The 13,757-nt window shown below is 72.4% G+C and carries 12 protein-coding genes; 5 read left to right on the forward strand and 7 right to left on the reverse strand.

The window, feature by feature from the left end; all coding sequences use genetic code 11:
- Positions 1-4 precede the first annotated feature (4 nt).
- The 3 genes from OG594_RS43700 to OG594_RS43710 form a co-directional block, all read right to left on the reverse strand.
- Positions 5-571 (reverse strand): hypothetical protein, encoded by a 567-nt coding sequence (locus tag OG594_RS43700; protein WP_266608050.1) that lies wholly within the window; start codon positions 569-571, stop codon positions 5-7.
- Between the two features lie 65 nt (positions 572-636).
- Positions 637-1,422 (reverse strand): alpha/beta fold hydrolase, encoded by a 786-nt coding sequence (locus tag OG594_RS43705; RefSeq protein WP_266608051.1) that lies wholly within the window; start codon positions 1,420-1,422, stop codon positions 637-639.
- A gap of 76 nt (positions 1,423-1,498) precedes the next feature.
- Positions 1,499-2,161, reverse strand: coding sequence for an alpha/beta fold hydrolase (locus OG594_RS43710; protein WP_266608053.1), 663 nt, complete (start codon positions 2,159-2,161; stop codon positions 1,499-1,501).
- Between the two features lie 191 nt (positions 2,162-2,352).
- On the opposite strand from OG594_RS43710, the gene OG594_RS43715 reads away from it, so the two are divergent.
- The 3 genes from OG594_RS43715 (at position 2,353) to OG594_RS43725 (ending at position 4,270) form a co-directional block, all read left to right on the forward strand.
- Positions 2,353-2,487: a hypothetical protein gene (locus tag OG594_RS43715; protein WP_266608055.1), complete on the forward strand. Its 135-nt coding sequence runs from the start codon at positions 2,353-2,355 to the stop codon at positions 2,485-2,487.
- A gap of 288 nt (positions 2,488-2,775) precedes the next feature.
- Positions 2,776-3,678, forward strand: a complete 903-nt coding sequence (locus OG594_RS43720; protein ID WP_266608056.1) for a GNAT family N-acetyltransferase — start codon at positions 2,776-2,778, stop codon at positions 3,676-3,678.
- Between the two features lie 208 nt (positions 3,679-3,886).
- Positions 3,887-4,270: a VOC family protein gene (locus OG594_RS43725; RefSeq protein WP_266608057.1), complete on the forward strand. Its 384-nt coding sequence runs from the start codon at positions 3,887-3,889 to the stop codon at positions 4,268-4,270.
- 95 nt (positions 4,271-4,365) lie between these two features.
- On the opposite strand, the gene zwf is transcribed toward OG594_RS43725, so the two are convergent.
- Positions 4,366-5,835 (reverse strand): glucose-6-phosphate dehydrogenase, encoded by a 1,470-nt coding sequence (gene zwf / locus OG594_RS43730; protein ID WP_266608059.1) that lies wholly within the window; start codon positions 5,833-5,835, stop codon positions 4,366-4,368.
- A 327-nt stretch (positions 5,836-6,162) separates the two neighbouring features.
- Between zwf and OG594_RS43735 the strand changes: the two genes are divergently transcribed.
- Positions 6,163-7,005, forward strand: coding sequence for a hypothetical protein (locus OG594_RS43735; RefSeq protein ID WP_266608061.1), 843 nt, complete (start codon positions 6,163-6,165; stop codon positions 7,003-7,005).
- Positions 7,006-7,088: 83 nt separating this feature from the next.
- On the opposite strand, the gene OG594_RS43740 is transcribed toward OG594_RS43735, so the two are convergent.
- The 3 genes from OG594_RS43740 to OG594_RS43750 form a co-directional block, all read right to left on the reverse strand.
- Positions 7,089-7,640, reverse strand: coding sequence for a 2'-5' RNA ligase family protein (locus tag OG594_RS43740; protein ID WP_266608062.1), 552 nt, complete (start codon positions 7,638-7,640; stop codon positions 7,089-7,091).
- A gap of 148 nt (positions 7,641-7,788) precedes the next feature.
- Positions 7,789-8,934: a tryptophan 7-halogenase gene (locus tag OG594_RS43745; RefSeq protein ID WP_266608064.1), complete on the reverse strand. Its 1,146-nt coding sequence runs from the start codon at positions 8,932-8,934 to the stop codon at positions 7,789-7,791.
- Complete coding sequence (locus tag OG594_RS43750; RefSeq protein ID WP_266608066.1) at positions 8,931-12,005, reverse strand: LodA/GoxA family CTQ-dependent oxidase; 3,075 nt, start codon at positions 12,003-12,005, stop codon at positions 8,931-8,933. The genes OG594_RS43745 and OG594_RS43750 overlap by 4 nt, the downstream gene beginning before the upstream one ends.
- A gap of 544 nt (positions 12,006-12,549) precedes the next feature.
- Here OG594_RS43750 and OG594_RS43755 point away from each other — a divergent pair.
- Complete coding sequence (locus OG594_RS43755; RefSeq protein WP_266608067.1) at positions 12,550-13,680, forward strand: NAD(P)/FAD-dependent oxidoreductase; 1,131 nt, start codon at positions 12,550-12,552, stop codon at positions 13,678-13,680.
- Positions 13,681-13,757 lie beyond the last annotated feature (77 nt).

Below are 13,757 nucleotides of genomic sequence, written 5' to 3' on the forward strand. Positions count from 1 at the left end.
GCGGTCAGCGGTACGGCCCGGCGAACTCCAGCAGCGTCCGCTCGTACCGCCCGCCGAAGCCCACCCGGGTGACGTCCTCGAACGGGAACTTCGACGGTCGGGGGCGCCACCGCGCCTCGGTGTCGACCTCCCGCAGCCGGAGCGACTTCTTCCGTACGGCGGCCACCTCGCCGATCCAGCAGGCGTCCGGCGCGTCCCGCTCGACGTGCAGGGACACCAGCCCGAAGGCCCGGGAGGCACCCTCCGCCAGGTCCGCCAACCCGTCCAGGACGAGTTCGGGCTCGGGCGCCCGGGCCGGCCAGCGTCCACGGCGCCGCAGCGCCCGGACGGTCAGGCAGTCCGTACCGCCCCGCCACCCGACCTTCGTGACGTCCGCGGTACGCACCGCCGCCCAGCCGTCGAGCTGGACGTCACTGCACAGGGCGATCAGCGTCCACGCCGCGCCCGTGCCCACGACGAAACCGTCGAGCCGATCCGCGCCCCGGATCGCCGACCGGTGGACGCGGACCGGAGCACCTGACGACAGCGCCTCGGCGAGCCGTGCCACGACCTTGTTGTCCTTGTGGTCCATGGACGGATCCTGCACCGTCCCGGCGCGCGGGGGCACTTGGGTTTCGGCCGGCCCGCGTCCCCGCGTCAGCGGGCGAGGAACGACCGGAGCGCCGTGACGAGTTCGGTGGGGGAGTCGAGTGCGATGAGGTGGGCGGCAGCGGGGAACTCGACCAGGGTGGCGCCGGGGATCTCGGCGGCGTACCGGCGGGCGATGTCCTGGAAGTCGGCGACGTCGAGCAGACCGATCCCGACCAGTGTGGGAACGGCGATCGTCGCGACGTCGCCCGCCGGGCCGCCCCGGGAGTGTTCCCCGACCGCGTCCTGGTTCACCAGCGACGTCCGTACGGGGGTACGGAGCCGGTCGGCCAGCCCCGGAGCGACGTCCTCCCAGCCGCGGCCGGGCCCGCGCAGCCACATGTCCAGGTTCACGCGGACCGCGGCGTCCAGGTCGCCCGAGGCCAGGGCCGCCGTCTCGGCCTCGTCGTAAGCCACCATGTCCGCCGACCAGTCGTAGCCGGGCCACGGCGGGGCGAGCAGCGTCAGCGACTCGACCCGGCCGGGGTGGGCGAGGGTGAAGTTCACGGCCACCCGCCCGCCCCAGGACGCGCCGACGAGCCGGACGCTCTCGTGACCGAGGTGGTCCAGGAGCCGGCACAGGTCATCGGTCTCCGTGAACGGCCCGGTCGGGGGCGCGGACTCACCGAAGCCGCGCAGGTCATACCGGATGACGGTGTTCCGCTCCGCGAGGGCGGGCACGACCGCGTCCCACATGGTGTGGTCGGCGACGCCGGCGTGCACGAGCACCACGGGCGGACCCTCGCCGGTGACGGTGTAGGAAAGGTGGCCGAGTTCGTCGGTAAGGATAAGCATCCGCAGATAGTCGCAGGTCAGCACCGCTCCGGCCATCCGAATTCACGGCACCGCGGTCTCATATGCGCGCACCGCGTCAGAAAGCGGATGCGAGCAGTTCCTGGAGGAGTCCGACGACGAGCCGGGGCCGTCCCACGAACGGCGAGTGGTCGGTCTGCCACTCGCGCACGTCGGTGCAGCGCGAGGCCATCCTCCGCTGGAGACCCGGGTCGACGGCTCGGTCCCGTGCGCAGACCACGTAGGTGGAGGGGGTGTCCTGCCAGCTCTGGCGCTCCGGAACTCCTCGCCCGCAGCCGGGGGCTTGGGCCCGCAGGAGGTCGACCGCCCGGGCGGCGAGCGGTGGGGGACAGTCGCCGTAGAGGGCGGCGGCAGCCAGATCGGGGCACAGACTGGTCGAGCCGTCGGGCCCGGGCCGGATCGCCTCCTGGAGCAACGAGGACGCCCCGCCCAGAGCGGCCGCGCTCTCGCCGGCATCCGGCACGAAGGCCGCCAGGTACACCAAGTGTCCTGCTCCGCGCACCCCGGTGATCACCGAACCGCCGTAGGAGTGACCGAGCAGGATCGCGGGCTCCCGCAGCGCGTCGACGGCTGCCTGGACCGCGGCGGTGTCGGCGCGCAACGAACCCCGGTGGAGCTCGGGAACCGCAACCACGGTTCCGGAAGCCCGCAAACGCTCTGTCACTTCGGCAAAGTGCTCAGGACGGTGGTACAGGCCGTGAACGAGCACCACAGCGGCCATGCGCCCTCCTCACGGTCGGCATCAACCCAGTGATCTTCACACGGCGTGCGACCGTTCCGCCGAAGTCCGTCGGGGCGCGGTCGGGGTGGCGGCGGATCCTCCGCCGCGGACCGCCGCGCAGGCGCGGGGCTGCACGACACCCGTGCGGCGCCGCCCGAAAGCCACACCCCGCTGACACGTCACCAGATCCCGTGCTCGAACTCTTCCAGGGCGAGGTTCTCCTGGGACTCCTCGTCGGTGAACGCTGTCGGGTCGAACGCCCCGACGACTTCCCGGAAGCGGGCGGCACGTTGCTCCGGCGCGACGCCGTCGCCACGCTCGTCTGAGCGGTGATCTGCCGCCCGCCGCCCGCCGCCCGCCGCCCGCCGCCCGCCGCCCGCTCCGCGTGGACGCGGGCACCGGGGGAGCCCCTCGGGCCGGCTCAAAATAGTGCGTGGACGGACTCTCGGTGATCAAGTATCGTCCGACTTCGGACCACGTCGCGCGAGACGAACGGAAGGAGGCGAGTGCCGTGCAGTTCTCAACCATCCAGCGCTCCCTCCTCGTTACCCCGGTGTGGTTCGTCTGATCCGAGGCCGGGAGCGCACCACGCAGTACACGTCCCGGAGGAATCCATGACCGATCTGGTCATCCGCGCGCTCGACGAGAGCGACGCCCAGCTGTTCGACGCACACCCCGATCCACTGAACGCCCGCGCCGCCCACGAGCGCACCACGCACCGCCCCGACTGGAAGCGGGTGGCCCTGCGCGACGGCACGGTCGTCGCCCGCGGCGCCTGGTGGGGCGGCACCGACGACGAGGAACCCGTCAACGTCAACTGGTTCGATGTTGCCGAGGGAGAGGTGGAGGCGGGGGCCGAACTCCTGCGCTCCGCCCCCTGGCAGGTCGAGCTCGAAATCAACCTCCCCGGCGACTGGCGCGACCACCCCGACCTGACCGCCGCCACCGAGACGCGCTTCGCCGCCGCCCGGGCGGCCGGCTACGAGCTCCTGGTGGAACGCTTCCTCTACCGCTGGACCCCGGAGCGCGGACTCCCCGAACGGCCCGGCCGCCTCGTCTTCGGCGCCGAACCCGACGACGCGGTCTTCTTCGACGCGCTGCGCCGCATCCATGCGGCCACCCTGGACGCCCACGCGCTGAAGGCCATAGCGGAGGGCGGCCTCGACCAGGCCGCGCAGGAGGAGCTCGACTTCTTCCACTGGTGCCCGTCCCCGCGGGAGTGGTGGCAGGTCGCCCGCACACCTGACGGCGACCTGGCCGGCATCCACATCCCGGCACACAACCCCTCCGGGCCGACCATCGGCTTCATCGGCGTCCTCCCGGAACACCGCGGCCGCGGCTACGCCTACGACCTCCTCGCGGAGTGCACCCACCTCCTCGTGGAGCACGGCGCCGAGGCCGTGACCGGAGCCACGGACCGGGGCAACTTCCCCATGGCGGCGAACTTCGCGAAGGCCGGCTTCCCCGTGGTTCGCGAGCGCGTCAACTTCCACCCCGCCGCCCCGTCCGCCTCGTAGTAGCGGGCCCGATCCCGATCCTCGCCCCGCGCCGTGATGTTCTGGCTGCGGGGCGAGGACGTCCGGCAACTCCTCGCCCGGGCCACTGGGCTGCCGAACCCGGGTCCGTCCGGCCGCCGCCCGGCGAAGCCAGAACCCGACCGAAGCCCGGGCAGCCAAGTGCGCGGCCCACGGTCGACTGCCGGGTTCGCTCCCTACACTGACGGGCATGGCATGCCGCATCAGTGAGCTGGTCATCGACGCCGCCGACCCCGAGCGACTCGCCGCCTTCTGGAGCGAGGTCCTCGGCTACGTCGAACTCGGCCGGGAGGACGACGGAAGCATCGAGATCGGGCCGCCCGGCGCCGGCTTCGGCGGCCCGCAGCCGACCCTCATCCTCAGCCCGAGCAGCGCCCCGGGGACCGGGAAGCTCCCACTGCACATCGACGTCAATCCCACCGACCGCGACCAAAACGCCGAGCTGGAGCGGCTCCTCGCCCTCGGCGCCAGGCCCGCCGACGTCGGCCAGACCGGCACCGAGAACTGGCACGTCCTCGCTGACCCGGAGGGCAATGAATTCTGCCTCCTCCACAGGCGGCTCCAGCCCCTCTGACCACGGGCCGGTTCGTCCCCACCGGGCACGCCTTCACGTAGCCCCCTCGGTGGCGTCTCCCCCCCACGCCGGTTCCTCGCCCGGAACCCCTCGCATCAGCCTCGGTCGGGAAGGTGCCAGCGGTGCGGGGCCACGAGCGCGTCGATGCTGTCGGGCCCCCAGGTTCCGGGGGCGTACGGCTCCACGGGAGGGGGCGCCTCCAGCAGCGGGGCCGAGACCTCCCACAGGCGTTCGATGCCGTCGGAGCGGGTGAAGAAGGACTGGTCGCCGAGCATGGCCTCCAGGAGGAGGTGCTCGTAGCCCTCCAGGGAGTTGTCGGCGGTGAAGGAGCTCCGGTAGCCGAAGACCATGTCCGCCTCCGCCAACCGCATGGAGGGGCCGGGCTCCTTGACGAGGAACCGGGCGCTGATGGAGCCGGGATCGGCGAAGTCGATGACGAGTTCGTTGCTCCGACCGTCGACGGCGGCACGCGCGTTCAGGGGGAACATGCCGAGAACGGGCTCGCGCAGCCCCAGGGTGACGACGTGGCGGCCCTCGGCCAGGGCCTTGCCCGAGCGCAGGAGGAAGGGGACACCGGCCCAGCGCCAGTTGTCGATCTCGACGCGCAGGGCGGCGAAGGTCTCGGTGTCCGAGGCCGGATCGACCCCGGGCTCGGCGCGGTAGCCCGTGTACTGTCCGCGCACGACGTGCGCGGGATCCAGCGGCCGCAGGCTGCGGAAGACCTTGACCTGCTCGTCCCGGAGCGACTGGGCGTCGAGGACGACCGGTGGTTCCATCGCGACGAACCCGAGCAGCTGGAAGAGATGAGTGACGATCATGTCGCGGAAGGTTCCGGTGCCTTCGAAGAAGTGCGCACGGCCCTGGATGTCGATCTGTTCGGGCACGTCGATCTGCACGTGGCTGATGTGCTCGCGGTTCCAGAGGGGTTCGAAGAGGCCGTTGGCGAACCGGAGGGCGAGGATGTTGTCCACCGCCTCCTTGCCGAGGAAGTGGTCGATGCGGAACACGCGGGACTCGTCGAACACGGCGTGGATGGCCCCGTTGAGCGCGCGGGCGGACGCGAGGTCGGTCCCGAAGGGCTTCTCGACGATGACACGGGCGTCCTGGGCGAGGCCCGTGGCGCCGAGGAGTTCGATCATCGAGGTGAACGCGACGGGCGGGACGGCCAGGTGGAAGAGGCGTCGCGGAGTGCCGCCGACGGCCTGCTCGGCCGCGCGCACCGCCGCCACCAACGGCTCCGGGGCCTGCGGGTCGGCCGCCCCGAAGGACAGGGCGGACTCGAACTCCTGCCATACGGGACCCTCGGGGCGCGAGCGTCCGAACTCCGTCACGGCCTGCCGTGCGTGGGCGCGGAAATCCTGGTCGCTCAGGGCCACGGCCGCCGGGGCGGTGCCGACGATGCGGTAGCGCCGTGGCATCAGCCCCGCCTTGGCGAGATGGAACAGGCCGGGCAGCAGCTTGCGCCGGGCCAGGTCTCCCGTAGCACCGAAGAGGACGATGACGTGGTCGTCCGGGCTCGACCCGGGGGACTGCGCGGGCTCCGCGGACTGGGTGGGCTGGGTCATGGCGGGCATCCTCACGCGTCGGCGCCGGAGCGCTCCATGGCACTGGCACTGGCACTGGCACGACGTACGGGACCGGTATCCATCCGCCCGAGTCCGACTCGTACGAGGTGTACGTGTGTGCCCGAGGCCATTCGCCACACTTCCGTTCCGGTCGGTCGCACCGCCCTGACCACCCACTGTGCGCGTTCACCACGGATCCGGCGCCCGGGACTGCGCCAACCGGGTCACGGCACGGGGACGGGACGCGCGGTCCTCGTCCGGCCGGGCGATCGATGCGGGTTCGTTTCGCTGACGGTCGGGTGTCGCCCCCGGCACTAACCTCAGATCGTGGGACAGCCTCTGGAGAGCGTCGAAGGCGCAGGACCGTTCGTCACCCGGCGTACCTGGCGGCGGCCCGAGGGGGACACGGTGGTCTGGGATTCGCGGCTGGCGCGCAAGCGCGGCACGCTGTCGGTGCGGGGCCCAGGAGATGCGGCCGGCCAGGTCTCGACCGCCGATCCCGGGGCACTGCGCCGTCTGCGCAGGCTCAACGTCCTGGCTTCCGGCGCGTTCGTCATCGGCGGGGCGTTGTTCGCCGTCGGCGCCGCGGCCTCGCAGTTCGGTTCCGGCGATCCGCTGGTCAGCGCGTGGGTGTACCTCGTCGGGGGCCTGTTCTTCAGCACCGGGGGCTACGTATCGGTCCTTCAGGTACTGAACGCGCCCCGTCACGCCCCGGGCGGCGGTTTCCTGATCACCGCGGGCTGGCGGTGGTGGGGGTACGAGCCGATGCGGCTGGACTGGCTGAGCACCTTCGTCCTGTTCACCGGAACGCTCGTGTTCGGCGTCAACCTGCTGGACTCCTTCCTGGAGGGCCTCACCGCCCGGCAGGTCAATCGGCTGATCTGGACCCCTGACGTCATCGGGTGCGTGCTGTTCCTCGTCTCGGGGCACCTCGCCTTCGCCGAGATCTGCCATCGGCCCTGGCCGTGCATCCGCTCCCGCAGTCTCGGGTGGTGGGTCGTGGCGGTGAACCAGTTCGGTTCGGTCCTCTTCATGGTCTCGGCGCTGGCGGCCTTCACCCGCCCCGCGACCGGAAGCCTGGTCAACGTCGACATCGCCAACTGGGGGACGCTGACCGGTGCGCTGTGCTTCTCGCTCGGCGGGCTGCTGCAGCTCTTCGAGCGGCCGTAGGGGGCTTCGGCCGTGCCGGGCGGCCGCCCGCCGTCCGACACCGCTTCCGCGCGAGGACCGGACCTCCGGCGGGTCCCCCGGGCCTATGGCCGGCGTCGTGCTCCGAGGGCGAACGACGCCCGTTCCTGCCACTTCGTTCCGTCGTGCACCATGAGTTCGACCGAGGAGACGTGAGAGGTGAACGGGAGCCTGTCCGCGAGGTCGGTCTCGATCTCCTCCAGGAGGGGGTCTTCCTGGCCTTGAGCGAGGGTCAGGTGCGGTATGACCTCGGCAAACCGGCCGCCATACGGAGGAGCCTCAGGCCAACGATCGGCGATCGCCTCCGTGAGCCGACGCAACGGCGTGTCCGGCTCGGGCACGAGGTACAGCACTTCCGGAAGCCGCCCACACCTCTCGAACCGCAGGTCGAATGCGGGCTGCCGGCCCAGCACGTCCGCGAGGGCGGAGTGGACGAGCGTGTCCATGCGGCTCTCGTCGAGGAACGGGAAGAGCACGGTGACGTGGGCCGGCACCCCGGCCCGGGCCGACGGGTCGAGCCGTTCACGCCATCTGCGGACGGACGGCTCGGCCTCCGGGATCCGGACGATGAGCCCCGTCTGGCCCGCCTGAAACGCACTGGTGCTGTCATCTGTCATGACACCGCATGGTGTCATCCCCATCCCTGAATACCCACGGTGCCGATGGGGCCGATGACGAGTGAACGCCCGGGTCCTGTCGTCAAAGTGGCGGGCCCGACGGGACTGTGACGACAGGGCTCAGGGCCCCCCACCGCCGCCCTCCGGGTCACTGCGGCCACCCGTTCCGGCGGCGCCAGAACGGGTGCGCCGGCCACCGTCGCTCCTCGGCGTAGGACTGTGCGTGATGGTGGTGGTAGGCGTCCGCGATGCCGTCCAGGAACGAGGCGTAGGACGCGAGGGCGCCCGTGTCGCCGGCCAGGCACCGGTCGACGGTCCGGCCGACGCGGACCCCGGTGTGCAGGGCCGTGAGGATGCCCTGGGAGGACAGGGGGTCGAAGGCGATCGCGGCGTCCCCGGCGGCGACCCATCCGGGGCCGGCCGGCGGGGAGAGCCGCAGCCCGTGGGCGGCCGTCCACCGCGGCGCGGGGGAGTCGGCCGGGTCGTAGTTGCTCAGCCGGTCCCGTACGTGCCGGGTGCGCGTCGCCGCGTACCGGAATCCGTCCGCGGTGCGCAGCCGGGCAGTGGCGAGGTCGGCGTCGGTGAGATGGGCGACCACCCGCCCGGCGGGAACCCTCGCGGTGTACCACCAGCCCTCGGGCACCGCCTCGACGAGGGTGCGCAACTCCAGGTCCCCGGCGTGACCGTCCGCCCCGCGCGCGCCGAGCAGCGTGAACGCGGCCACGAGGCGATCCTGCCGGCGGCGCAGGGCCAGACGGCGGCCGATGAGGGCGCGGCGGCCGGTCGCGTCCACGACCCAGTCGGAGCACACCTCCCGTACGGTGCCGTCCCGCTCCCGCACCAGCAGGTGCTGCTCGCCGGCCGTGCTGCGGTGGTCGATCACGACGGCACGCCGGATCAGCGCGCCCGCGGCCACCGCGGCTTCGCGCAGGAAGGCGTCGAAACGGGCCCGGTCGAGGTGCCAACCGTGGCCGTGCGGGTCGAACAGGTGGCTGTGGCCGTGCAACTGCGCCGATCCCCAGGACGCGTCGGTACCCGGGCAGCTCAGGTGCGCGTCGGAGGCGAAGGCGGCCGAGAGCCCCAGGTCGTGCAGGAGCGGCCGGGCCGCGGGCGGCAGGGTCTCGCCGATCGTGAAGGCGGCGGAGGCCGTGCCCGGTGGGCCCCCGTCCACCAGCAGGACGTGTCGGCCGGCCCGGGCCAGGACCAGGGCGGCGACGGCACCGGCCGGGCCGCCCCCGGCCACGACGGCCTCGAACCGCCCGGCGCGGGGAACCGGGCCGGTCCGAGCGGTCACGGCGTCTCCGGGAAGCGGGCGACCTTCTCGAAGTACCCCGCCAGCACCTCCCCGTCGGGTCGGCCGGCCGCGGCGATGGCGGCGGCCACCGCTTCCTCCCGCACCGCGGGATCGGCGGCCTCGGGCACGTGCAGGCACACCAGGTTCCGGAGCGGTGGCGGAGCCTGTTCGGGATGGAAGCTCACTTCGGACTCCACCAGCATGGTTGCCGGGAGATTCACCACGTCACTGGAGGTGGAGCCGGAGCTTGCACCGGAGCCGGAGCCGGAGCCGGAGCCGTCACCGGAGCCGCTACCGGTGGCGGGGCCCTCCCGCCGTGCGACGATGCCGAGCTTGCCGAAGTCCTTGACCATGGCGTTCATCTGGGCGATGCGGTCGGACGGCAGCCACCTGTCCCACACCGCCCTGTCCTCGAAAGCGGTACGACGGTCCTCGGGGGCGGCGGCCGGGTCGATGGCGGTCCGGTAGTTCTCCTCCGTCAACACGTGGTTGGGCACCCGTGCCGGCCAGAAGGTGGGCAGGTACGGGTCGTACCGCGGCCCGAAGCCCAGGTAGTACCCCGAGCGGCAGCGGGCGGTGTCGGTCTGCCAGGGCACGGCCATCCAGCGGGTCAGACCGCCCGGCTCCTGCGCGTACACCGGACCGTCGACGGCGAGCGCCGTCTGCGGGGTGAGCGTGGAGCCGTAGTCGGCTTCGGGCCGGGCGGGGTCGCGGTGGCGCACGCGGAAGGGCGAGGAGTACAAGGTGGCGTGCCGCATCGGCCAGGTGAGCTCACAGCCGGGGTGGAAAGCGTCGGCCAGGCAGTACGACAGGGCGGCCCGGTCGAGGGCCGCCGGGCGCTGGGCGAGCGGTAGGCCGTCGAGGGCCGTGGGCGGCGCGGCCCCGGGAACGTAGTCGGCGTCGAAGTCCCCGGCGGCCCAGCGGGCCAGCATGTCGTACTGCAACGGGGAGAGCGCCAGGTGCTGCCGCGCGGAGACCGGTCGCACGCTCATCGAGTCGCCGTAGATCGGCGGCCAGGGTACGGGGGAGAGCCCGTCGCGGTCGGGATCCCGCATCATCGCCCAGATCTGCCGGCGCAGTTCGTCGCGCCGGGCGCCGTGGCCGGCCAGCTCCGTCAGCCGCTCGGGGGCCAGGAAGTGCTCGCGCCCACCATGACCGAACAGGGCCGCGATGCCGCGGTTGACCCACTGGAGCTCGCACAGGCGGCGCAGCACCGGCAGCACGTCGTGGGTGAACGAGACCCGCTCCGGGGGTGCCAGCATGCCCGCGGCGACGAAGGTGTCGCACATCAGGTCGTACATCGTGCGCACCGACTTCAGCTCCGGTGCGAAGTTCGGGGGAGCGACCACCACCCAAGCCGGATCGACCGGAACGTCCCTGCCGTCGATGCGGACCCGCGCGGTGACCGGGCCGTCGCAGGTGTCGTCGTGCCAGCCGTCGTTGTTGGCGAAGTGTGTCGCCTGGGCGGTGGGGTACGAGGCGGACACGCCGCGTCCGCCGAGGAAGAGCAGGCGGCCGGCGCCATCGGTGCGCAGCTCGCCCAGATAGACGGGATGCCCCAAGAACGTGCCCGAGTCGAAGGCGTACTCGGGCTTCCCCGCGCGCTCGCGGCCCCGGATCGAGCGGCGCCCGGGGGTGATGGCCAGCCGGTGGCGCTCCCCGGCGGGCACCGTGGTGAGGTTGCGCAGCGTGGTCGCGGGTGCCTGTGCCGCCTCGGGGATGTCCAGGGCCAGCTGGAACTGGTACCAGGCGGCCTTCTTGTTGGCCACCTCCACGGTCCAGTGCAGGTCGGCGTTGTCCGCCGTCAGCTCGGCCACCGCCTCGCCGGCGGCGTTGTAGCCGTACACCCGGAACCGGACGGCCTGCCGCTTGAGCGCGCCGCTCGCGTCCTTGTACGTGCCGGTGGCCGGTGGGGGAGCCCCGTCGACCTCCGGAGCGAGGAAGAACCCCTCCGCGCTGTCGCCGACCCGGGCCACCCCGATCGCCGGGTGCACGGCGGCCCGTACGATCCGGGTGTCGCGTCCGTGCGGTTCGGTGGCCGCCGGCCGCGCGGGACCGGGCTCCGCCGCCGGAATGCCGTTGGCGTCGCGCCGCCGGGCCGCCGCCGCGTGGTAGACGACCTTGCGGGCTTCCGCGATGCTGCCGACCGGACGGTGCTCGGACAGGCCGTGCCAGGGGTTGAAGGCGAGGTTGTCCCCGTACTCCTCCTGCCCCCGTACGGTCGTGTCCTGCTGGTGCAGGGTCAGCCTCGCCACCTTCACGGGCGCGCTCTCGCCCTCCTCCCAGCGCACGGTGGCCCGGTCCAGCGGCATCCGGTCCGGGTCCGTTCGGAACTGGAGCAGCAGGTCGAAGGCGGCCGGGCCGGCGGCCAGGCGGTGGCGCAGGTCCCCGCGCAGGAAGGAGGGGTCCTCGTCCGGCGGCGTGGCCCCGGGGTCACCGTCCGCGCAGCCGGCCGGGGAGAGCTTGTACTTCACGTGCCGGTCCGGCCCGAACGAGTACGGCAACACGCCCCAGTACGTCGACGTGAGCGTGCTCTCGACGGGCTTGCGCATGTCCGCGAGGATCTGCCGGGTGAGGGGGTGCTGCTGCTGGTACGCCGCCGGGTCCAGCTGGAACTCGCACATGTCCCGGGCCGTGTCGACGAAGAAGACGTCGTGGTTCTGCAGCACGAGGTCCTGGGTGTCGGCCCGGGTGTCGTCCTGCAGCAGCTTCGGCCCCGGCACGCCGAACAGCTTGATGCCCCATCCGACGGTCCTGCGCAGATCCGGCCGTTCCGGCTGGGTGTCGCTGGAGATGCGCACCCAGGCGGTCAGCCCGCCTCCGTCCGCCGCGGCTTGGAGAAAACCGATGCGGAGTTCGGGCGGCAGGTCGGGGGCGACCGTCAGCACACCGCGGGCCGCACCGTGGAACTTGGTGAAGACCGGGCGCAGGAGGGGATCCTGCCCCTGGGCGACGCGGTCCCCCATCCGCTCGCCCACGAACTCGGCCACGATCCCGGCGATCGGCTCGTTGACGCAGTCGCGCGGAGGCGGCTGCGCGGGGCTGTCGGACACCTCGGGGCTCTCCGCCATCACTCTGCTCCTGCCTGTCGAGGGCCGGCCGAGCCGACCGCGCGCTGACGCTCCCGGCGCGCACCAGCCTGCCCGGCAAAAGGGAAGATAAGGGATAGCCTGCGCAGTCGCGTCGTACCGACGCGGCGCACCCGTGGCGCCTCAGCCGAGTGCCTGCTCCTGAACCCCTGGCGGTGCCGAACTGGGCCTCCGTTCCGAGGCGGCCTCCAGCCCGCCACGGTGGTCAGCGTCGGGCTCCAGCCCGCCACAGTGGTCACCCTCGGGTTCAGGAGGGCCCTGGTGCGGACCACGGCCACCGTTCGTGCCGCACTCGGCCAACTCGGGGGCCCGTGGAACATCCGCGTCAGACCGTGCGGCAGGCCTCCTCCTGGCGGATCGGGCTGTGCTCCGGGTGAGCGGGTGGCGGAGCCCCGGTGTCAGCCGTTTGTCGGGGGCTGTCGGTCCGATGTCGGCGGCTCGTCGGCGGCTCGTCGGCTGGGCCTGACACCTTTCCGGAGACGGCCGCCCGGAGCTCACCGGGCGGCCCGATCTCGAAGGAGTCATCATGCACACGCCCGTCACGATCATCGGCGCAGGACTCGGCGGACTCACGCTGGCCCGCGTCCTGCACGTCCGCGGAGTCCCGGTCACGGTCTACGAGGCGGAGTCCTCCCCGTCGGCGCGCACGCAGGGCGGGATGCTCGACATCCACGACTACAACGGGCAGCTCGCCCTCAAGGCGGCCGGCCTGATGAACGAGTTCCACACCATCGTGCTGGAGGGCCGCCAGGCGATGCGGGTCCTCGACCGGGACGGGACCGTCCTGCTCGACAAGGCCGACGACGGCACGGGTGGACGCCCCGAGGTGCAGCGCAGTGAACTGCGCCGGATCCTGCTCGACTCGCTCCCCGCCGGCACCGTCCGGTGGGGGCGCAAGGCCAGCAGTACCCGGGCCCTCGGCGAGGGCCGCTACGAGGTGACGTTCGTCGACGGCGGCACCGTCTCCACCAACCTGCTGGTCGGTGCGGACGGGGCGTGGTCACGGGTCCGGCCGCTGCTCTCCACCGCCACACCCGAGTACACCGGCACGTCGTTCGTCGAGACGTACCTCTTCGACGCCGACACCCGGCATCCCGCCGCCGCGAAGGCGGTCGGCGGCGGGATGCTGATCGCGCCCGCGCCGGGCAGGGAGATCTTCGCGCACCGGGAAAGCGGCGACACCCTGCACACCTACGTGGCGCTGGCCAGGCCGCAGGACTGGTTCGACGCCATCGATTTCACCGATGCCGCCGCGGCCACCGCGCGGATCGCGCGGGAGTTCGACGGCTGGGCACCGGAACTCACCGCCCTGATCACCGACGGCGACACGGCGCCGGTCCTCCGCCCCCACTACGCCCTGCCGACCGGGCACCGGTGGGACCGGGTGCCGGGGGTCACCCTGCTCGGCGACGCAGCCCACCTCGCGCCCCCGAACGGCGAAGGCGCCAACCTGGCCCTCCTCGACGGGGCCGAACTCGGCCAAGCCATCGCCGCGCACCCCGACGACATCGAGGCCGCGCTCACCGAGTACGAGCAGGCGATGTTCCTCCGCAGCGCCGAGCCCGCCACTTTTGAAGGCGTCGAGCTCTCCGAGATCTTCTCGGACGACAACACGTCCCACGGCCTGATCGACATGATCACCGGGAAGGACAAATGAGCCGCTAGGCGAGGGGCTTGTCAGCCTGCTCTGAGGGGCTCGGTGCCGACTTCGTGGTGGGTGGAACGGCTGAATGC

The sequence above is a fragment of the Streptomyces sp. NBC_01214 genome, assembly GCF_026340975.1.
Classification (GTDB): Bacteria; Actinomycetota; Actinomycetes; order Streptomycetales; family Streptomycetaceae; genus Streptomyces.

Excerpts from the sequence above, each read along its gene's own strand:
- OG594_RS43700 (WP_266608050.1), bottom strand. The coding sequence starts at position 571 with ATGGACCACAAGGACAACAAGGTCGTGGCACGGCTCGCCGAGGCGCTG.
- OG594_RS43705 (WP_266608051.1), bottom strand. The coding sequence starts at position 1,422 with ATGCTTATCCTTACCGACGAACTCGGCCACCTTTCCTACACCGTCACC.
- OG594_RS43710 (WP_266608053.1), bottom strand. The coding sequence starts at position 2,161 with ATGGCCGCTGTGGTGCTCGTTCACGGCCTGTACCACCGTCCTGAGCAC.
- OG594_RS43720 (WP_266608056.1), top strand. The coding sequence starts at position 2,776 with ATGACCGATCTGGTCATCCGCGCGCTCGACGAGAGCGACGCCCAGCTG.
- OG594_RS43725 (WP_266608057.1), top strand. The coding sequence starts at position 3,887 with ATGGCATGCCGCATCAGTGAGCTGGTCATCGACGCCGCCGACCCCGAG.
- zwf (WP_266608059.1), bottom strand. The coding sequence starts at position 5,835 with ATGACCCAGCCCACCCAGTCCGCGGAGCCCGCGCAGTCCCCCGGGTCG.
- OG594_RS43740 (WP_266608062.1), bottom strand. The coding sequence starts at position 7,640 with ATGACAGATGACAGCACCAGTGCGTTTCAGGCGGGCCAGACGGGGCTC.
- OG594_RS43750 (WP_266608066.1), bottom strand. The coding sequence starts at position 12,005 with ATGGCGGAGAGCCCCGAGGTGTCCGACAGCCCCGCGCAGCCGCCTCCG.
- OG594_RS43755 (WP_266608067.1), top strand. The coding sequence starts at position 12,550 with ATGCACACGCCCGTCACGATCATCGGCGCAGGACTCGGCGGACTCACG.